The 18,595-nt window shown below is 74.0% G+C and carries 14 protein-coding genes and 1 pseudogene; 14 read left to right on the forward strand and 1 reads right to left on the reverse strand.

Features of this window, described 5'->3' with window-relative positions:
• Window positions 1-46: 46 nt before the first annotated feature.
• The 3 genes from ACZ4EF_RS35335 to ACZ4EF_RS35345 all read left to right on the forward strand — a co-directional run bounded on the left by ACZ4EF_RS35335 (window position 47) and on the right by ACZ4EF_RS35345 (window position 2,991).
• Window positions 47-1,534, forward strand: coding sequence for a 3-hydroxyacyl-CoA dehydrogenase (locus tag ACZ4EF_RS35335; RefSeq protein WP_467508274.1), 1,488 nt, complete (start codon window positions 47-49; stop codon window positions 1,532-1,534).
• A 7-nt stretch (window positions 1,535-1,541) separates the two neighbouring features.
• Entirely contained in the window at window positions 1,542-2,129 is a 588-nt protein-coding gene (locus tag ACZ4EF_RS35340; protein WP_467508276.1) for a TetR/AcrR family transcriptional regulator, read from the forward strand.
• Window positions 2,130-2,208: 79 nt separating this feature from the next.
• Window positions 2,209-2,991: an alpha/beta hydrolase family protein gene (locus ACZ4EF_RS35345; RefSeq protein WP_467508278.1), complete on the forward strand. Its 783-nt coding sequence runs from the start codon at window positions 2,209-2,211 to the stop codon at window positions 2,989-2,991.
• A 38-nt stretch (window positions 2,992-3,029) separates the two neighbouring features.
• On the opposite strand, the gene ACZ4EF_RS35350 is transcribed toward ACZ4EF_RS35345, so the two are convergent.
• Entirely contained in the window at window positions 3,030-3,512 is a 483-nt protein-coding gene (locus tag ACZ4EF_RS35350; protein WP_188279875.1) for an Lrp/AsnC family transcriptional regulator, read from the reverse strand.
• 180 nt (window positions 3,513-3,692) lie between these two features.
• Between ACZ4EF_RS35350 and pdhA the strand changes: the two genes are divergently transcribed.
• The 11 genes and pseudogenes from pdhA (at window position 3,693) to ACZ4EF_RS35405 (ending at window position 18,322) form a co-directional block, all read left to right on the forward strand.
• Window positions 3,693-4,793, forward strand: coding sequence for a pyruvate dehydrogenase (acetyl-transferring) E1 component subunit alpha (gene pdhA, locus ACZ4EF_RS35355; protein ID WP_355336722.1), 1,101 nt, complete (start codon window positions 3,693-3,695; stop codon window positions 4,791-4,793).
• Window positions 4,790-5,818: an alpha-ketoacid dehydrogenase subunit beta gene (locus ACZ4EF_RS35360; protein ID WP_467508281.1), complete on the forward strand. Its 1,029-nt coding sequence runs from the start codon at window positions 4,790-4,792 to the stop codon at window positions 5,816-5,818. Before pdhA ends, ACZ4EF_RS35360 begins: the two co-directional genes overlap by 4 nt.
• Window positions 5,818-7,164, forward strand: a complete 1,347-nt coding sequence (locus ACZ4EF_RS35365) for a dihydrolipoamide acetyltransferase family protein (protein ID WP_467508283.1) — start codon at window positions 5,818-5,820, stop codon at window positions 7,162-7,164. The genes ACZ4EF_RS35360 and ACZ4EF_RS35365 overlap by 1 nt, the downstream gene beginning before the upstream one ends.
• 136 nt (window positions 7,165-7,300) lie before the next feature.
• Window positions 7,301-8,307: pseudogene (locus ACZ4EF_RS35370) on the forward strand (DUF6457 domain-containing protein).
• On the forward strand, window positions 8,304-9,845 hold the full coding sequence (locus tag ACZ4EF_RS35375) for a molybdopterin molybdotransferase MoeA (protein WP_467508285.1): 1,542 nt from the start codon (window positions 8,304-8,306) through the stop codon (window positions 9,843-9,845). Before ACZ4EF_RS35370 ends, ACZ4EF_RS35375 begins: the two are co-directional and overlap by 4 nt.
• Before the next feature lie 170 nt (window positions 9,846-10,015).
• On the forward strand, window positions 10,016-11,155 hold the full coding sequence (locus tag ACZ4EF_RS35380) for a potassium channel family protein (RefSeq protein ID WP_188279870.1): 1,140 nt from the start codon (window positions 10,016-10,018) through the stop codon (window positions 11,153-11,155).
• A gap of 411 nt (window positions 11,156-11,566) precedes the next feature.
• On the forward strand, window positions 11,567-12,526 hold the full coding sequence (locus tag ACZ4EF_RS35385) for an NAD(P)H-quinone oxidoreductase (RefSeq protein ID WP_467508287.1): 960 nt from the start codon (window positions 11,567-11,569) through the stop codon (window positions 12,524-12,526).
• Window positions 12,527-12,686: 160 nt separating this feature from the next.
• A complete protein-coding gene (locus ACZ4EF_RS35390; RefSeq protein WP_467508289.1) occupies window positions 12,687-13,421 on the forward strand; it encodes a hypothetical protein in 735 nt (244 codons plus the stop codon).
• 101 nt (window positions 13,422-13,522) lie between these two features.
• Window positions 13,523-14,245 (forward strand): PadR family transcriptional regulator, encoded by a 723-nt coding sequence (locus ACZ4EF_RS35395; protein WP_467508291.1) that lies wholly within the window; start codon window positions 13,523-13,525, stop codon window positions 14,243-14,245.
• 340 nt (window positions 14,246-14,585) lie between these two features.
• Window positions 14,586-15,344 carry an ABC transporter ATP-binding protein gene (locus tag ACZ4EF_RS35400; protein WP_355336729.1) on the forward strand — a complete coding sequence of 253 codons (759 nt, stop codon included), beginning with the start codon at window positions 14,586-14,588 and terminating at the stop codon, window positions 15,342-15,344.
• Window positions 15,345-15,526: 182 nt separating this feature from the next.
• Window positions 15,527-18,322: an FtsX-like permease family protein gene (locus tag ACZ4EF_RS35405; RefSeq protein WP_467508297.1), complete on the forward strand. Its 2,796-nt coding sequence runs from the start codon at window positions 15,527-15,529 to the stop codon at window positions 18,320-18,322.
• The last annotated feature ends 273 nt before the right edge of the window (window positions 18,323-18,595 follow it).

The following is an 18,595-nucleotide window of genomic DNA, read 5'->3' on the forward strand; positions in this document are numbered from 1 at the left end:
GACCCGGCAGGATCTCCGCAGTACCTCGGGAAGGAGCTGTGCCACCGTGACCGCACTTGACCGCGGCGGTGTCGTCGCCGTCGTCGGCGCAGGCACCATGGGCCAGGGAATCGCGCAGGTCGCGCTGCTCGCGGGGCACCGCGTGCTGCTGTACGACGCCGCGCCGGGACTGGCCGCGAAGGCCGCGGCGGGCGTCGGGGCGCGGCTGGCCCGGCTGGCCGAGAAAGGCCGCCTCGACACGGCCGAACACCGGGCCGCGCTGGACCGGCTCGTCCCCGCCGACGGCATCGCGGACCTGGCACCGGCCGCGCTCGTCGTCGAGGCCGTCGTGGAGGATCTGGCCGTCAAGCGGCGGCTCTTCGCCGAACTGGAGGAGACCGTCGGCGACGGCTGCCTGCTGGCGACCAACACCTCCTCCCTGTCGGTGACCGCCGTCGCGGGCGTCCTGCGGCTGCCCGGCCGCCTCGTCGGCCTGCACTTCTTCAATCCGGCCCCGCTGCTCCCGCTGGTCGAGGTCGTCGCGGGCGCCGCCTCTGACCCCGCAGCCGTCGACACCGCCTACGACACGGCCGCCGCCTGGGGAAAGACCCCGGTGCGCTGCGCCGACACCCCGGGCTTCATCGTCAACCGGATCGCCCGTCCCTTCTACGCCGAGGCCCTGCGCGTCCACGAGGAGCGGGCCGCGGACCCCGCCACCATCGACGCGGTGCTGCGCGAATGCGGCGGCTTCGCCATGGGCCCCTTCGCGCTCACCGACCTGATCGGCCAGGACGTGAACGAGGCGGTCACCAGATCGGTGTGGGAATCGTTCTTCCACGACCCCAAATTCACGCCGTCGCTCGCCCAGCGCCGCCTGGTGGAGTCCGGCCGCCTCGGCCGCAAGACGGGCCGCGGCTGGTTCGTGTACGAACCGGCGCCGGAGCGTGGTGCCGCGCCAGGACCGCACACCGCGGAGCCCGCGGACGCGCCGCGGCGCGTGCTGCACGGCGATCTGGGTCCCGCGCAGGCCCTCGTCGGCCTGGTGCGCGCGGCCGGGATCGAGGTCACCGAGGACGACGGCGTCCAGGGCTTCGAGCTGAGTGACGGAACGTATCTCTACCCGGCGGACGGCACCCTGGAGCCGGGTATCCAGTTCGACCTGGCGGCCGATTACACGACGGCCACCAGGATGGCGCTCGCGCGGACCCCGGAGGTGCCGGACGCGGCGCTCGCGGAGGCCGTCGGGCTCTTCCAGGCGCTCGGCAAGAAGGTCAGCGTCATCCGGCTGGTCCCCGGACTGATCGTGGCGCGGACGGTCGCGATGCTGGTGGACCTCGCGGCCGACGCCGTCGCAAAGGAAGTGGCGTCCGCCGCCGACGTCGACACCGCCATGCGCCTCGGTGTGAACTACCCGCTGGGCCCGCTGCAATGGGGCGAGCGGCTCTCCCTGTCCTGGGTGCGCGAAACGCTGGAGTCGCTGCACTCGTACTACCCCAACGGCCGTTACGCGCCTTCGGTCGAAGTGCTGTGGCGCGCGAGGGCGGAGGAAGAATGATCTCCTCATGACCATGCCCAAGCGCGACACCTATACGCCGGATTCGCTGCTCGCCGTCGCCGTCGAGGTCTTCAACGAGCGCGGTTACGACGGCACGTCCATGGAGCATCTCTCGCGCGCCGCGGGCATCTCGAAGTCGTCGATCTACCACCATGTGCGCGGCAAGGAAGAACTGCTGAACAGGGCGGTGGGCCGCGCCCTTGAGGGGCTTTTCGGCATCCTGGAGGAGCCCGGAGCGGTCGACGGCCGCGCGGTGCGGCGCCTGGAGTACGTCACCCGGCGTACGACAGAGGTGCTGATGGCGGAACTTCCCTACGTCACCCTTCTGCTGCGGGTGCGCGGGAACACCGACACCGAGCGCTGGGCGATGGAGCGGCGCAGGGAGTTCGACCAGCGGGTGGCGGATCTGTTGAAGGCGGCGGTCGCGGACGGCGATCTGCGCGGCGACGTGGACGTCAGGCTGGCGACCAGGCTGCTTTTCGGGATGATCAACTCGATCGTGGAGTGGTACCGGCCGGAGGCCAAGGGCGCGCTCGACAGGCAGCAGGTGTCGGACGCGGTGGTGCGGCTGGCGTTCGACGGGCTGCGTACGTAGCGACGGCGAGCCGGGCGACCGTGCGGTCGGATGGTCCAGACCATTGACCCACCGGGGGTGGCCCCGGCACGATCCAGCCATGTTCTCCGCTGAGCGATCTGTCGCGCGATTCGGGCCGCCGGTGCGGGCGGTGGCCGCCTCCGCGCTGGCCGTCTCCCTCCTGCTGCTGGCCGGGTGCGGAGGAGGCGGGGGCGCCAAGGACAAGGACAGGGCCGCGCCCGCCCCCACGCCCACCGCCACGGCGAACGGCTTCGGCTGCCTGTCACCCGAACAGGCCAAGGCGGGCTCGGTGAGTTTCCCGGGCGGGGACGGCCAGGACGTCGAGGGCTATCTGACCGGCACCGGCGGCACCGGGCTGGTGCTGGCCCACCAGGCGGACGGGGACGTCTGCCAGTGGGTGCCGCACGCGCAGGACCTGGCCGCGGACGGCTACCGCGTGCTGGCCGTGAACTCCGCGGGCAGCGAGGTGCGGGAACTCACCGCGGCGGCGGCCTACCTGCGATCCAAGGGCGTGACGAAGCTGCTGCTGGTCGGCGCGTCCAAGGGCGGTACGGCGGTGCTGTCCGCCGCGGGCACCATCACGCCGCCGGTCGACGCCGTCGTCTCGCTGTCCGCGCCCTCGACGTACTCCGGCATGGACGCCTCGATGGTCGTACCGAATCTGACGATGCCCGTCTTCTACATGGCCGCCGAGTTGGACAGCCCCTTCCAGGACTCCACGAAGGAGCTGAGCAAGCTGACGAAGAAGGCGAAGGAGAACGACCTGACGATCGTCGGCGGCTTCAACCACGGCGTGAGCATGCTGTCCGACGAGGCGAACTACGCCAAGGTCAAGGCGTTCCTCAAGAAGTACGGCGGCTGACCGGAGGCGCTGGTCGCGGTCGCGGCCGGCACCGGTCCTCAGTCGCCGACGACCTGGTCGGTCTCCTCGAAGACCAGCAGGGTGCGGCTGCTGAGGACTTCCTCGATGGCCTGGAGCCGGGTGAGGACCAGTTCGCGCAGGGTCCGGTTGTCGGCGGTGTGGACCAGCAGCAAAACATCGAAATCACCACTTACCAGGGCAATGTGGGCAACACCCGGAAGAGTGATGAGTTGTTCACGGACGGTCCGCCAGGAATTCTGGACGATCTTGAGCGTGATGTACGCGGACGCGCCCTGGCCCGCGCGTTCGTGGTCGACGCGAGCGGTGAAACCTCGGATGACCCCGTCCTCGATGAGCCGGTTGATCCGGGCGTACGCGTTCGCCCGTGAGACGTGCACGCGCTCGGCGACGGAGCGTATCGAGGCCCTTCCGTCCTCCTGGAGCAGCCGCAGGATCGTGCGGTCGATCGGGTCCAGCGGTCGGACCTCCGGGTCCTGTGCGGCCATCTGTTCTCTCGCCATCCCCCCGTGCCTCCTTACCATGGACGTACTGGCTCCATCTCAGGCTGTGCAGAACCGTTTGTCCACAGGCGAAACCACCCTGTAGCCAAAATGCCTCCGGCGACCGAACAATCGGTAGGGAGCGACACCCGCTCACGCCCGATCGCTTTTTCGGTCACCGACCACAAGGAGGTGCTCGCGATGACCGTGCTGGACACCCCTGCCTGGCGCCCCCGCACCGAAGCCGCGCCGCTGCTGCCCGACCCGGAGCCGTACCGGCTGCTCGGCACCCCCGCTGCCGCGGAGCTCGACCCCGCCCTGCTCCGCACGCTATACGGGCAGCTCGTCCGCGGCCGGCGCTACAACCGGCAGGCCACCGCCCTCACCAAGCAGGGCAGGCTCGCCGTCTACCCGTCGAGCACCGGTCAGGAGGCCTGCGAGGTCGCCGCCGCTCTCGCGCTGCGGCCCCGTGACTGGCTGTTCCCCAGTTACCGCGACACCCTCGCGGTGGTCGCCAGAGGCGTGGACCCGGTCGAGGCGCTGACGCTGCTGCGCGGCGACTGGCACACCGGTTACGACCCGCACGAACACCGGGTGGCGCCGCTCAGCACCCCGCTGGCCACGCAGCTCCCGCACGCGGTCGGGCTGGCCCGCGCCGCCCGGCTGACCGGCGACGACGTCGTGGCGCTCGCCATGGTCGGCGACGGCGGCACCAGCGAGGGCGACTTCCACGAGGCGCTGAACTTCGCGGCCGTCTGGCAGGCCCCGGTGGTCTTCCTCGTGCAGAACAACGGCTTCGCGATCTCCGTGCCGCTCGCCAAGCAGACCGCGGCCCCTTCCTTCGCCCACAAGGCGGTCGGCTACGGGATGCCGGGACGGCTGGTCGACGGCAACGACGCGGCCGCCGTGCACGAGGTGCTGACCGAGGCCGTCGGGCGGGCCAGGGACGGCGGCGGCCCCACGCTCGTGGAGGCCGTCACCTACCGGATGGACGCGCACACCAACGCCGACGACGCCACCCGCTACCGCGACGACGACGAGGTCGCCGCCTGGCGCGCGCACGACCCGATCGCCCTGCTGGAACGGGAGCTGACCGGCCGCGGACTGCTCGACGACGACGTCAGGCGGAGCGCGGCCGACGAGGCCGAGACCATGGCGGCGGACCTGCGGGAGCGGATGAACGCCGATCCGCGGCTCGACCCGATGGAGCTGTTCGCCCACGTCTACGCCGAGCCCACCCAGCAACTGCGGCAGCAGGAGGCCCAGTTGCGGGCCGAGCTGGAAGCGGAGCGGCAGTCATGACCACCGTCGCACCGACCGCGGGCCGCGCCGCCGCGCCCATCCGTAGACCCGCCACCATGGCGCAGGCCCTCAACCAGGCGCTGCGTGACGCGCTCACGGCCGACGACTCCGTCCACGTCCTCGGCGAGGACATCGGCACCCTGGGCGGCGTCTTCCGGATCACCGACGGGCTCGCCGCCGAATTCGGCGACAGCCGCTGCACCGACACCCCGCTCGCCGAGGCGGGCATCCTCGGCGCGGCGGTCGGCATGGCGATGTACGGGCTCCGCCCGGTGGTCGAGATGCAGTTCGACGCCTTCGCCTACCCGTCGTTCGAGCAACTCGTCAGCCATGTGGCGAAGATGCGCAACCGCACGCGTGGCGCGCTGCCGCTGCCGATCACCATCCGCATCCCGTACGGCGGCGGAATCGGCGGCGTCGAGCACCACAGCGACTCCTCCGAGGCGTACTACGCGCACACCCCCGGCCTCCACGTGGTCACCCCGGCCACCGTCGAGGACGCCTACGGGCTGCTGCGGGCGGCCATCGCCTCCGACGACCCGGTGGTCTTCCTGGAGCCGAAGCGGCTCTACTGGTCCAAGTCCGACTGGTCGCCGGCCGCGCCGGCCGAGGTTCCGCCGATCGGCCGCGCCGTGGTGCGGCGCACCGGGCGCACCGCGACGCTGGTCACCTACGGCCCCTCGCTCCCGGTCTGCCTGGAGGCGGCGGAGGCCGCCAAGGAGGAGGGCTGGGACCTGGGCGTGGTCGATCTGCGCAGCCTCGTGCCCTTCGACGAGGAGACGGTCGCGGCGGCCGTACGCGGCACCGGGCGGGCGGTCGTCGTGCACGAGTCGTCCGGTTTCGGCGGCATGGGCGCCGAGATAGCGGCCCGGATCACCGAGCGCTGCTTCCACCACCTGGAGGCGCCGGTCCTGCGCGTCGCCGGATTCGACATCCCCTACCCGCCGCCGATGCTGGAACGGCACCATCTGCCGGGCGTCGACCGGATTCTCGACGCCGTCGGCCGCTTGCAGTGGGAGGGCTGATGGCCGTCGTCAAGGAATTCACGCTCCCCGACCTGGGCGAAGGGCTCACAGAGGCGGAGATCGTGCGCTGGCTGGTGGAGGTCGGCGAGGTCGTCGCCATCGACCAGCCGGTGGTCGAGGTCGAGACCGCGAAGGCCGTCGTCGAGGTCCCCTGCCCCTACGGCGGTGTCGTGACCGCCCGCTTCGGCGCCGAGGGCGACACCCTCGACGTGGGCCGCCCCCTGGTCACGGTCGCGGTGGGTTCGCACTCCGACGCGGCCGGGAACCCGGCGGGCCCGGACGCCTCGGGCGACTCGGACGCCTCGGGCGGCGGGGCCGATGAGGGCTCGGGCAATGTGCTGGTCGGTTACGGCACCGGTACGGCGGTGGCGCGGCGCCGCGGACGGGTGCGGGCGGTGGACGGTTCGGTGCAGGCGGCGGTTTCGGTCACCGAGGTGCCCGTCGCCGGGGCGCCTGTCGCAGGGACGCCTGTCGCCGACGGCCCGGTGGCCGTCATATCGCCGCTGGTACGGCGGCTGGCCAGGGAACACGGGCTGGACCTGCGGGCCCTAGCCGGTACGGGGCCCGACGGGCTGATCCTGCGGGCGGACGTCGAGCGCGCGGTGGCGGCTCCGGCGGCACCTGCCGTGGCCCCGGCCCCGGCTCCCGCGCCGGCGGGGGAGGAGCGGGTGCCGCTGCGCGGGGTACGCGGCATGGTCGCGGACAAGCTGGCCCGCAGTCGGCGGGAGATACCGGACGCCACGTGCTGGGTGGACGCCGACGCCACCGAACTGCTGGCCGCGCGGGCGGCGATGAACGCCTCGGGCGGCGAGCGGATCTCGGTGCTGGCCCTCTTCGCCAGGATCGTGACGGCCGGGCTGGCCCGTTACCCGGAGCTGAACGCCACGGTCGACACCGAGCGGCGCGAGATCGTACGGCTGCCGGCCGTCCACCTCGGCTTCGCGGCGCAGACCGAACGCGGCCTGGTCGTGCCTGTCGTGCGCGACGCCCACACCAGGTCCACGGCCGGGCTCTCCGCGGAGATCGGCCGCCTGACCGAGGCCGCTCGGACGGGGGCGCTGACGCCGCGGGACCTGACCGGCGGCACGGTCACGCTCAACAACTACGGGGTCTTCGGGGTGGACGGTTCCACCCCGATCCTCAACCATCCCGAGGCCGCCATGCTCGGTGTCGGCCGTATCGCCCCCAAGCCGTGGGTTCACCAGGGTGAGTTGGCCGTGCGTCACGTCGTGCAGCTCTCCTTCACCTTCGATCACCGGGTCTGCGACGGTGGGACCGCAGGGGGGTTCCTTCGCTTTGTCGCTGACTGCGTCGAGAGCCCGGCCGTTCTCCTCGCCGCCGTCTGACCCCCGGGCGCTGGGAGGTGCCCCCCGCGCCCCTTGCAAGATCGGCGCACCGTCCAGTGCAGGGGCGCGCCAAAAAAGATCGGGGTGCGCCGGGGCCGGGGATACTCGGGGGGTGGCGACTGGGTTTGATGCGGTGGTGTTGGCCGGGGGTGGGGCGAGGCGGCTCGGGGGGGTGGACAAGGCGGCGGTGGAGGTCGGGGGGCGGATGCTGCTCGACCGGGTGCTGGCGGCGTGCGCGGGGGCGGAGCGGACGGTGGTCGTGGGGCCGCGCCGCGGGACCGTTCGGCCGGTGAGCTGGGCGCGGGAGGAGCCGCCGGGGGGCGGGCCGCTGCCCGCGCTCGACGCCGGGCTGACCGCGTTGGCCCACTTGGCCCCATCCGGGCCGCCGCTTCCCGCGCCGGAAATCGTCGTCGTGCTGGCGGCCGATCTGCCGTTCTTGACGGTCGGCGCCGTGACCGGCCTGGTGGAGGCGCTGGGCGCGCTCGGCACCGGGACGGAAGGGGTGCTGCTCACCGACGCGGGAGGGCGGGATCAGCCGTTGGCGGGGGCGTATTGGGGGGATGCGCTGCGCCGGGAGATGGCGCTGCTCAAGGGGGAGCACGGCGGGCTGGCGGGGCTGCCGTTGCGGCTGCTGACACGGGAGCTGGTGGTGCGCAGGCGGGCCGATCCGACGGGGGACGCGTCGTTCGACTGCGATACGTGGGAGGACGTGGCGGTGGCGCGGGCACGGCTGGACGGGGTGTCCGAGGGGTGAGCCTGTCCCACAGCGAGCCAGGTTTCAGGGACCATGGCCCTGTGTTGGACGAATGGATCGCAGCAGCCAAGACCGAACTGGGTATCGAGCTGGACGTGGACACCGGCGTCCTGCTCGATCTGGCCCGCGACGCGGCGCACGGCGTCGCCCGTCCGGCCGCGCCGCTGACCACCTTCCTGGTGGGTTACGCGGCGGCGCGCGCGGGCGGCGGCCCCGAGGCCGTACGGGAGGCGGCCGACAAGGCCGCCGCCCTGGCCGTGCGCTGGGCGCAGGAGGCCGACGCGCAAGAGGCCGACGCGCGGAAACCAGGCACCCCCGGCACCCCCGGCACCCCCGGCACCCCAGGCACCCCCGGCACCCCCGGCACCGACCCGGAACCGGCGGAATGAGCGGCACCCGTCCCGGCGCGGGCGCCTTCGACCCGCGCGCCTTCGACCCGCGCGCCTCCGACGCGGCCGACCGCGCGCTCGACGACGCCCTCGCCCTGGCCAACGAGTCGCGCCGTACCGCCGCCGGCGCGGCCCGTCCCGGAGGCCAGGACCGTAACGACCCGCTGTCCGTCGCCCTCCGCCACGGCCGGGACGACACCGCCCCCACCCCGGAGGGCCCCGCGCCCCGGCCCCCCGTCCAGGGCCCGGCCCCCGCGCAGGCACCCGCCCAACCCCAGCGCCAGCCCCAGCCCCAGCCCCAACCCCCGCTCCCCTCCCCCGCCGACGCCGTGCCGTGGCCCGAGGCGCGGCGGATCGCGCGCCGCGTCGGCCGCCGACTCGGCTCCGAAACACGGGAGTTGGGAGAGGACCTGCTGGGCATGACGCTGGCCAGGGCGCTGACGGCGCTGACGGACCTGCCGTCGTTCGACTCCTCCGCGATGGACGGCTGGGCGGTGGCGGGCCCGGGCCCGTGGCGGCTGCGCGGCGCCTCGGTGCTCGCCGGACAGCAGCGCCCGGCGGAGCCGCTGCTCGTCGGCCACGCCGCCCCCATCGCGACCGGCGCCGCCGTGCCGACCGGCACCACCGCGGTGCTGCGCAGCGAACACGGCTGGACGCAGCGCCGCACGGACGGCGAGTGGTTGCAGGTGCGGTCGCCGCACCCCGCGCCCGCGCCGGGCCAGGAGGTCAGAACGCGCGGCCAGGAGTGCAGGGGCGGCGAGGAGTTGCTGCCCGCGGGCACCGTCGTGACGCCCGCCGTACTCGGCCTGGCCGCCGCCGCGGGCTACGACGAGCTGACCGTCACCGTACGGCCGCGCGTCGAAGTCCTGGTCCTCGGCGACGAGTTGCTGGACCACGGCCTGCCCAGGTCGGGGCGGGTACGGGACGCGCTCGGCCCGATGCTCCCGTCGTCGCTGCGCGCGCTCGGCTCCGAAGTGGTGGCGGTACGGCGGCTGGTGGACGACGCCGACCTCCTGCGCAGGGCGGTCCGCGAGAGCACCGCCGACCTCGTGGTCACCACCGGCGGCACCGCGGGCGGACCGGTCGACCACCTGCACCCGGTCCTCGCCGCGCTCGGCGCGAAACTGCTGGTCGACGGCGTCGCCGTCCGCCCGGGACACCCCATGGTGCTGGCCGAACTCCCCTCGGGCACCCACCTCATCGGGCTGCCCGGCAACCCGCTGGCCGCCGTGTCCGGCGTCCTGACCCTCGCCGCCCCCCTGCTGCGGACCCTCGCGGGCCGCCCCGTACCGGCCCCGTACGCGGCCCCGCTCACCGCCGACGTGCCGGGTCACCCGGTCGACACCCGGCTCGTCCCGGTCGTCTTCGACGACGACTCCGCCGCGCGCCCGCTCACCTACTCCGGCCCCGCCATGCTCCGCGGCCTCGCCGCCGCCGACGGCATGGCCGTGATCCCGCCCGGCGGCGCCCGCGCGGGCGACGACACGGCCGTACTCGACACCGGGGCGCTCGCGCTGGCGTGGGGGAGCGGCACGTGAGGGCACCCCGGTGCGTACGCGGTGGTGCTCGATACGTGAAGGTACGGGGTACGTGACCGCCGTCAGCCCATGTCACGTGGTACGTGATCCCGTACGCGAAGCGATACGTCGTCGGACCGGTGGACGACACCGGTATATGAAGGTGAGCGGCACATGATGGGGAGCGGGATATGAAACTGCCCCGGTACGACGCGGCGGCCGGTCGCGCCGATCCTCCCCCCGGCGGCGCGGACGGCGCCGACGGCACGGGCGACGGCAGCGCCTCGGCGGCGATCTCCGCCGGTACGGCGGGGTACCGCCGGGTGGCCTTCCCGCGTCCCGCCGCGGGCCCGCTGCTCCAGGTCTCGCGCCGCCTGCTGATGGCGCTGCTGGTCCTGCTCGCCACCGTCCTGATCGTCTACTTCGACCGCGGCGGCTACCACGACAACGCCAACGGCTCGGTGTCGTTCCTGGATTCGCTCTACTACGCGACGGTGACGCTGTCGACGACCGGCTACGGCGACATCGTCCCGTACAGTACGGGCGCCCGGCTCGCGAACACCTTCCTGGTGACGCCGTTGCGCGTGATCTTCCTGATCATCCTGGTCGGGACGACCCTGGAAGTGCTGACCGAGCGGACCCGCGAGCAGTTCCGCCTCAAGCGCTGGAGGAGAACCTTGCGCGATCATGTGGTCATCGTCGGATACGGGACCAAGGGCCGGTCGGCGGCCCAGACGTTGATCGGCCGCGGCATTCCGCAGAGCCGGATCGTGATCGTCGACCCGAGCCCCAAGGTCGTGCAGGCCGCGACGGACGAGGGGTACGTCGCCGTCGTCGGCGACGCCACCCGCAACGACGTGCTGCTGCGGGCCGAGGCCCAGGTCGCCAAGGAGATCGTCATCGCCGCGCAGCGCGACGACACCGCCGTGCTCGTCACGTTGACCGCGCGTCAGCTCAACAAGCGCGCCCATATCGTCGCGTCCGTCCGCGAGGAGGAGAACGCGCCGCTGCTGCGGCAGTCCGGGGCCAACGCCGTCATCACCAGCTCCAGTGCCGCCGGGCGGCTTCTCGGGCTGTCCATGCTCAGCCCCAGCGTCGGGGTCGTCATGGACGACCTCATCACTTACGGGAGCGGGCTCGATCTCATCGAACGGCCGGTGACCAAGGCCGAGGCGGGGCAGGCGCCGCGTGACCTTCACGACCTCGTCGTGTCGGTCAAGCGGGGGCATCGGCTTCTCGACCACGACGATCCGGAGGCTGCGCCTCTGCTTCTCACCGACCGCGTGATCGCCATCCACCGTGCCGGGCCCGCCGGCCCGCCCCTCGCCTAGGTCCCCCACCCGCACGTGCGCAGAACCCCCTTTTCAGGGGCGCGGCCCCTCGCGTCTCCTTCGCCTCGGCCGGTGCGCCAGGCGCGCAGGGCGTGTTTTTTTAGGGGCGCGGGGAACTGCGCGCTCAGCCCCCGCCGGGCTGTCAGCCCGAGAACGACGGCATCTGCCCCGCTGGGGCCGGTTTTTTGTCCGCGCCACGGTGGGGGGCTGGTCGCGCAGTTCCCCGCGCCCCTTAAAAGATCGGCTGGCCGTCCGGCGCAATGGAACCGGCGGGGCCGCGCCCCTTAAAAGCTCGGCGGGCCGTCCGGCGCAAAGGAACCGGCGGGGCCGCGCCCCTTAAAAGATCGGCGGGCCGTCCGGCGCAAAGGAACCGGCGGGCTGGGGGGCTGAGGGCAGCGGTAGCCTCGGGGGATGTATGCGATGACGATTCCGGAGCCGGGCGGGCCCGAGGTGTTGACGTGGGCGGAGGTGGGGGATCCGGTCGCGGGGGAGGGCGAGGTCGTCGTCGAGGTGGCGGCGACGGCGGTGAACCGGGCGGATCTGTTGCAGCGGCAGGGGTTCTACGAGCCGCCGCCGGGGGCGTCGCCGTATCCGGGTCTCGAGTGTTCGGGGCGGATCGTCGAGGTGGGCTCCGGGGTCGCGGGGTGGCGGGTCGGGGACGAGGTGTGCGGGCTGCTCGCGGGCGGCGGGTACGCGCAGAAGGTGGCGGTGCCGGCGGGCCAACTGCTGCCGGTGCCCAAGGGGATCGACCTGGTGACGGCGGCGGCGCTGCCCGAGGTGACGGCCACGGTGTGGTCGAACGTGTTCCTCACCGCGCACCTGCGCCCCGGTGAGACGCTGCTGGTGCACGGCGGCTCCAGCGGGATCGGCACGATGGCGGTCCAGCTCGGCAAGGCGGTGGGGGCGACGGTCGCCGTCACGGCGGGGAGCGCCGAGAAGCTGGCGGCCTGCCGGGAGTTGGGCGCGGACATCCTGATCAACTACCGCGAGCAGGAGTTCGAGAAGGCCGTCACGGCCGACGTGATCCTCGACATCATGGGCGCGAAGTACCTCGGGCGGAACGTGGACGCGCTCGCGGTCAACGGCCGCCTGGTCGTCATCGGCCTCCAGGGCGGCCTCGTGGGCGAGCTGAATCTGGCCACGCTGCTGAGCAAGCGCGCCGCCGTCGCCGCGACCTCGCTCCGGCCCCGGCCGCTGGACGAGAAGGCCACGATCGTGGCGGCGGTACGCGAGCACGTGTGGCCGCTGATCGAGGCCGGAACCGTACGGCCGGTCGTGGACCGTACGCTCCCGCTGCGGGACGCGGCCGAGGCGCACCGCGTGGTGGACGGCAGCACCCACATCGGAAAAGTGCTCCTGACCACGGCATGAACACGCCCTCTCGCGGATAACGGTCCGATACGGAGCCGGCCGTCCGGGATGCCGGAAATGTTGCCGCGTGTGACGCTGAATCCACACAGGGTTCGGTGGAGAGGCGGGACGTGTGCGGCGGGCACCCGACAGGCGATGCGCGATACGGAGGGCGGCGCCCGTGCTGCTCGCGGGGGCGCTGCTCGTTCCGGCGACGGCGACGGCGACGGTGATGGCGACGGGCTCCGCGTGGGCGGTCGCGCCCGGGCCCGACGAGCCCACGGCCCCGGCGGTCCGTCCGCTCCCGGCGCCGGGCGCGGACATCGTCACCGAGGTGCTCACCGGGCTGGTCCCCGGCCTCGTCGGCCGGCACGAGACGGTCGGCGCCCCCGGACACGGGGGACGCCAGGACGCCGCGCCGACCACCGGGCCCAGCGGGCCGCCGGTGACGGAGGAGCCCACCACCGAGCCGACCGCTCCGGCCACGCCCACGCCCACCCCCACCGCTCCGGCCGCCAAGCCGGCCCCCGACCCCACGGTCGGCGTCCGGCCCCCGGCCTCCCCCGCCGTTCCCGCCACCCCGGCGGGCCCGCTGCGGCCACCGGTCCCGACGCCGACACCGACGTCCGTACCGGGCGCCGGGGCCGCCAGGCCGCCGCTCACCCCGCCCGTACGGTCCACCTACGGCGCCGCGCGCTCCGCGCCCTTCCTGGTCCCCGACGGCGGGCCCGCCCAGGCCCCGCCGCGCCCTTCGGCGCCCGCAGGACCCGACGCCGCCCGCACCCAGGCCCGCGCGCAGACTCCCGCCGTCTACGAGCCCGGCCGCCGCGTCCTGCGCATCCTCCCCTTCGGCGCCGGCCTCGCCCTGGTCGGCCTGGGTCTCGGCTTCCTGGGCCTGCGCCTGCGCCGCGACTGACCCCGAGGCGGTCGCACGCGCCCCTCATGTCCCGTTGTGCCCGGTCGGACGGGTCGCCGCGGCCTTGAAAGGCGGGTCCATACTCGGTATACATACTCAGTATGTCGATCCGCCACGGCCTGCTGGCCCTCCTGGAGCGGGGGCCGCGATACGGCTTCCAGCTCAGAACAGAGTTCGAGTCCCGCACCGGTTCCACCTGGCCGCTGAACGTGGGGCAGGTGTACACGACGCTGGCGCGGCTGGAGCGCGACGGGCTGGTGGTGCCGGCGGGCGAGGACGACGCCGGACACGCGCTGTACGCCATCACGGAGGGCGGGCGGGGTGAGCTGCGGGAGTGGTTCGCCCGGCCCGTGGACCGGGCGAATCCGCCGCGGAACGAGCTGGCGATCAAGCTGGCCATGGCGGTCGGATCGCCGGAGGTGGACGTGCGGGCCGTCATCCAGGCGCAGCGCGCGCACACCATCCGGGCGATGCAGGACTACACCCGGCTGAAGGGCCAAGCGCTGGAGGCGGCGCCCGCGCAGAGCGGGGCGCCGGACCGCGACGACGTGGCCTGGCAGCTCGTTCTCGACCAGCTCATCTTCCAGGCGGAGGCCGAGGCGCGGTGGCTCGACCACTGCGAGACCCGGCTCGTACGGCTGACGGCGCTGGCCCCGGCGGCCGAGCCCGCCGCACCGGCCCCGACTCCCGACCCCGCCGGTTCCGCCGGTTCCGCCGACCCCGCCGACGGCGGCGGCCTGGACGACGGGAAGGGCGAGGAGAAGGACGCCGCGCCGGACGGGGTGCTGCGCGGCGCGCTGAGGCGGACACGGGCCCGCCGCTGAGCCGCGCGCCGACCGGCACCCGGCCCCGTACGCCTGACCGCGTACGTCCGGCCCGTACGTCCGGCCCGTACGCCCGGCCCGTACGTCCGGCACCTAAGCCCGACCCCGTACGCCCGACCCCGTACGCCCCACCCCTGCGCCCGGCCGCGTCGCGCGGCCACCTCCCGGCCAGGACCGGCCCGCCCGACCAGCGGCCGGACCACCGCCACCCGAGCACCCCGAAACCCGAGCACCCCGAAACCCGAGCACCCCGAAACCCGAGCACGCCAGCACCCGAGCACGCCAGCACCCGAGCACTTCGCCGCACGAGCACTCCACGACCCTGGGGGACGCACCGCCCATGTCCGTAAAGCCGCACACCGAAGCCGCGCCGCCGGAAGCGCCCGTCCTCCGCCTGGAAGCCCTCACCCGCGTGCACGGCACCGGAGCGACCGAGGTGCACGCGCTGCGCGGGATAGACCTGGACGTGCGTCCGGGGGAACTGGTCGCCGTGATGGGCCCCTCGGGCTCGGGCAAGTCCACGCTGCTGACCATCGCGGGCGGCCTCGACCTGCCGACGTCCGGCCGGGTGATCGTGGAGGGCACGGACCTGACCACGGCCAGCCGCAAGGAGATCGCGGCCCTGCGCCGCCGCAGCATCGGCTACGTCTTCCAGGACTACAACCTGATACCGGCGCTGACGGCCGCCGAGAACGTGGCACTCCCCCGCGAGCTGGACGGCACCGGCGCCCGCAAGGCGCGCCGCGAGGCGGTCGCCGCGCTGGAGGAGATGGGCCTGGGCGAGCTGGCCGACCGCTTCCCCGACGAGATGTCCGGCGGCCAGCAGCAGCGGGTGGCCATCGCCCGCGCGCTGGTCGGCGACCGCCGCCTCGTCCTGGCGGACGAGCCCACCGGCGCGCTGGACTCGGAGACCGGCGACACCGTACTGGCGCTGCTGCGCTCGCGCTGTGACGCGGGCGCCGCGGGCATCCTGGTGACGCACGAGCCGCGGTTCGCCGCGTGGGCGGACCGGGTGGTCTTCCTGCGGGACGGCTCCGTCGTGGACATGACGCTGCGCTCCTCCGCCGAGTCGCTGCTGACCGGCGGTGCGGCCCAGTGAGCGGCGCCGCCTCCCAGGACCGCGCCGCCTCCCAGGACCGCGGCCCCTCGCAGGACCCGGCCGCCTCGCAGGACCGCGGCCCGAGCGCCCGCGCGGGGAACCTCAACTCGTGGCGCGCCGCCATCCGCATCGCCCGCCGTGACGCCTGGCGCTCCAAGGGCCGCAGCGCGATGGTGCTGGCGATGATCGCGCTGCCGATCATCGGCGTGAGCGCCGCCGACATCACCATCCGCAGCTCCCAGTTGAGCCCGGAGCAGAAGCTGAGCCGAGACATCGGCGCCGCCGACGCGCGCCTTGCGGACGCCGACGCCAACGGGCGGCCGATCTACCAGGACCCGCCCGCGGACATCTGGACCTCGGTGAAGGACGCCACCGCGGACCCGGACGCCACGCCGTCGGCGGCGGACCTGGCGGAACAGCAGGAGACCCCGAAGCCGACCGACCCGCTGACCGCGCTGCCCCGGGGCGCGCGCTGGATCTCCGACTCCCAGACCTACGCCCGCTTCAAGACGAAGTACGGTCTGCTCGCCGCCCCCGTGCGGGAGTTGGAGGCGGGCGACCCGCTGGCGCGCGGCATCACCCACCTGGACCGCGGGCGCTACCCGGCGGCCGACCACGAGGTCATCGCCACCACCGCGTTCCTCAAGTCCGCCGGCCTGAAGGTCGGTTCGAAGCTTGTCGTCCGCGACGTGGACCGTACGTACAAGATCGTCGGCGCGTACGACCTGCCGGACACGCTCGGCACCGAGCAGGTCATCGCGCGGCCGGGCGCTTTCATCGCGCCCTACACCGCGGCGCGCAAGGCGCTGAACGGCGAGGACGACTCGGCCTACACCACCTACCTGGTGGGGTTGCCGAGCGGCGACTACTCCTGGCAGATGGTGCAGCAAGCCAACACCCGGGGCATCTACGTCAAGTCCCGCGCGGTGGTGCTGCACCCGCCCGCCGACTCCGAAGTGCCGCTCTACACGAAGTCGCGCAACGGCAGCGCCCCCTACCGCACCGGCGACACGGGGAAGGCCACGGCCGTCGCCGTGGCGGCGACCATCGTCGGCCTGTCGATGCTGGAGATCTGCCTGCTGGCCGGTCCCGCCTTCGCCGTCGGAGCGCGGCGCTCGCGCCGCCAGCTCGGTCTGGTCGGCGCCAACGGCGGCGACCGCCGCCACATCCGGGCGATCGTGCTCTCCGGCGGCCTGGTGATCGGCGTCGCCGCGGCCGTCGTCGGCACCCTGCTGGGCCTGCTGCTCACGGTCCTGCTCCGCTCCCCGCTGGAGGACTTCGTCGGCCGCCGCTTCGGCGGTCTGACGCTGCGCCCGCTCGAACTGCTCGGCATCGCGGGCCTGGCCGTACTCACCGGTCTGCTGGCCGCCGTCGTGCCCGCGGTCACCGCGTCCCGGCAGAGCGTGCTGGCGTCGCTGACCGGGCGGCGCGGTGTGCGGCACGCCAACCGCGTGCTGCCGGTCCTCGGCATCGGCGCGATCTGCCTCGGCGGCGGCATCGCGGTCTTCGGCTCGCTGCGCACCGACAGCACCCTCGCGGTCGGCGGCGGCTCCGGCATCGCGGAGCTGGGCATCGTCGCGCTCACCCCCACTCTGGTCGGCATGTTCGGCAGGACCGGCAAGTGGCTGCCGCTGTCCCCGCGGCTCGCGCTGCGCGACGCGGTGCGCAACCGGGGCCGTACGGCGCCCGCGGTCGCGGCCGTGCTGGCCGCCGTCGCCGGTACGGTCGCGGTCGCCACGTACTCCGCGAGCGCCGACCGGCAGGACAGGGACGCGTACGAGGCCCAACTGCCGCGCGGCGTCGTGGCGGTGGCGGCCTACAGCGACCGCGGGCGTGACCTGACCGCGGTGCGCGCGGCGGTCGAGAAGCGCTACCCGGTCTCCGGCCGCGCCGACGTGTCCGCGATGGTCGTCGGCGGCAAGAACTGCCAGGCGGGCGGCGGTGGCGGCGACGGCTGCGGCGACGTCCAGCCGGTGAAGCCGGCCGCCAACGTGTGCCCGACCGACCGGCCGGAGGGCGCGACCGCGCTCACCCTGGCCGAGCGCCGTGCCCTGGCCCACGACTGGCGCTGCGCGTACGTGGAGGGCCTGACCGCCATGCCCACCAGCAGCGCCGTCCTGATCGGCGGCCCGGCCGTCCTGCACGCCCTCGGCATCCGGGACGGGGACGCGGAACAGGCGCTGGCGCGCGGCGAGACCGTGCTGTTCGACAAGGGGTACCTCGACCGCGGCACGCTCAAGCTGAAGATCACCCTGGACACGAGCAAGGCGGTGCCCGACGGACAGGAGCCGGTCGGCCCGGTCAAGTCGGTGCCGGTGCACCTGGCGGGCGAGGGCCGTGACCGGACGTACGGGCTGCTGGCCGTGATGCCGCAACAGGCCGCCGACGGCGTCGGGATCGACACGATGCCGCTGGGCTCCTTCTACACCAACGCCCGGATGCCCAACGGCCCCGAGCGGCAGGCGCTGGACAGCGACCTCGCCAAGATCGGCACCGACACGGAGGTCTATCTGGAGCGCGGCTACACCAGGGACAACAGCCTGGTGCTGCTCGCCCTGACGCTCTTCGCGGGCCTGGTCACCATCGGCGCCGCGGGCATCGCCACCGGCCTCGCGCAGGCCGACGCCGAGCCCGATCTGAAGACGCTCGCCGCGATCGGCGCGCCGCCGCGGGTGCGGCGCACGCTCTCCGGCCTCCAGTGCGGGGTGATCGCCACGATGGGCGTGGTGCTCGGCTCGGCGGCGGGCGTGCTGCCCGCGGTGGGGCTGCGGCACACCGAGCGGCGCGAGCAGTGGAAGTACTACCACCAGGCGCTGGACGGGGGCTGGGGCGGCACGAGCAGGCTGCCGCACGTGCCGATCGTCGTCCCGTGGAGCACGCTGGCCCTGCTGATCGTCGCCGTGCCGCTCGGCGCCGCTCTGCTCGCGGCCCTGGTCACCCGCTCGCGCACCCAGCTCGCCCGCCGCGCGGAGCCGTAAACCGGGGCGCGCGCGGAGGAAGGCGGCGGGGGGGGGGGGGGGGGGGGGGGGGGGGGGGGGGGGGGGGGGGGGGGGAGGGTGGGGAGGGGGGGGGGGGGGGGGGGGGGGTGGGGGGGGGGGGGGCGCGGAATAGTCCCGGCCAACCAGCAGCGTCTTTTTACCGGGCCCTCTCCCCCCCTCCCCTCCCCCCCCGCTTCCGGTCACCATGACGCACCCGGGTGAGCGCGGTGCAGGTGCTGCATCTCGGCGAGCATCCGGCCGAACGCCTCGGTG

The sequence above is a fragment of the Streptomyces sp. NPDC025721 genome, assembly GCF_055558595.1.

Coding starts and splice junctions, on each gene's coding strand:
- ACZ4EF_RS35340 (WP_467508276.1), top strand. CDS start 1,542: ATGACCATGCCCAAGCGCGACACCTATACGCCGGATTCGCTGCTCGCC.
- ACZ4EF_RS35345 (WP_467508278.1), top strand. CDS start 2,209: ATGTTCTCCGCTGAGCGATCTGTCGCGCGATTCGGGCCGCCGGTGCGG.
- ACZ4EF_RS35350 (WP_188279875.1), bottom strand. CDS start 3,512: ATGGCGAGAGAACAGATGGCCGCACAGGACCCGGAGGTCCGACCGCTG.
- pdhA (WP_355336722.1), top strand. CDS start 3,693: ATGACCGTGCTGGACACCCCTGCCTGGCGCCCCCGCACCGAAGCCGCG.
- ACZ4EF_RS35360 (WP_467508281.1), top strand. CDS start 4,790: ATGACCACCGTCGCACCGACCGCGGGCCGCGCCGCCGCGCCCATCCGT.
- ACZ4EF_RS35365 (WP_467508283.1), top strand. CDS start 5,818: ATGGCCGTCGTCAAGGAATTCACGCTCCCCGACCTGGGCGAAGGGCTC.
- ACZ4EF_RS35375 (WP_467508285.1), top strand. CDS start 8,304: ATGAGCGGCACCCGTCCCGGCGCGGGCGCCTTCGACCCGCGCGCCTTC.
- ACZ4EF_RS35380 (WP_188279870.1), top strand. CDS start 10,016: ATGAAACTGCCCCGGTACGACGCGGCGGCCGGTCGCGCCGATCCTCCC.
- ACZ4EF_RS35385 (WP_467508287.1), top strand. CDS start 11,567: ATGTATGCGATGACGATTCCGGAGCCGGGCGGGCCCGAGGTGTTGACG.
- ACZ4EF_RS35395 (WP_467508291.1), top strand. CDS start 13,523: ATGTCGATCCGCCACGGCCTGCTGGCCCTCCTGGAGCGGGGGCCGCGA.
- ACZ4EF_RS35400 (WP_355336729.1), top strand. CDS start 14,586: ATGTCCGTAAAGCCGCACACCGAAGCCGCGCCGCCGGAAGCGCCCGTC.
- ACZ4EF_RS35405 (WP_467508297.1), top strand. CDS start 15,527: ATGATCGCGCTGCCGATCATCGGCGTGAGCGCCGCCGACATCACCATC.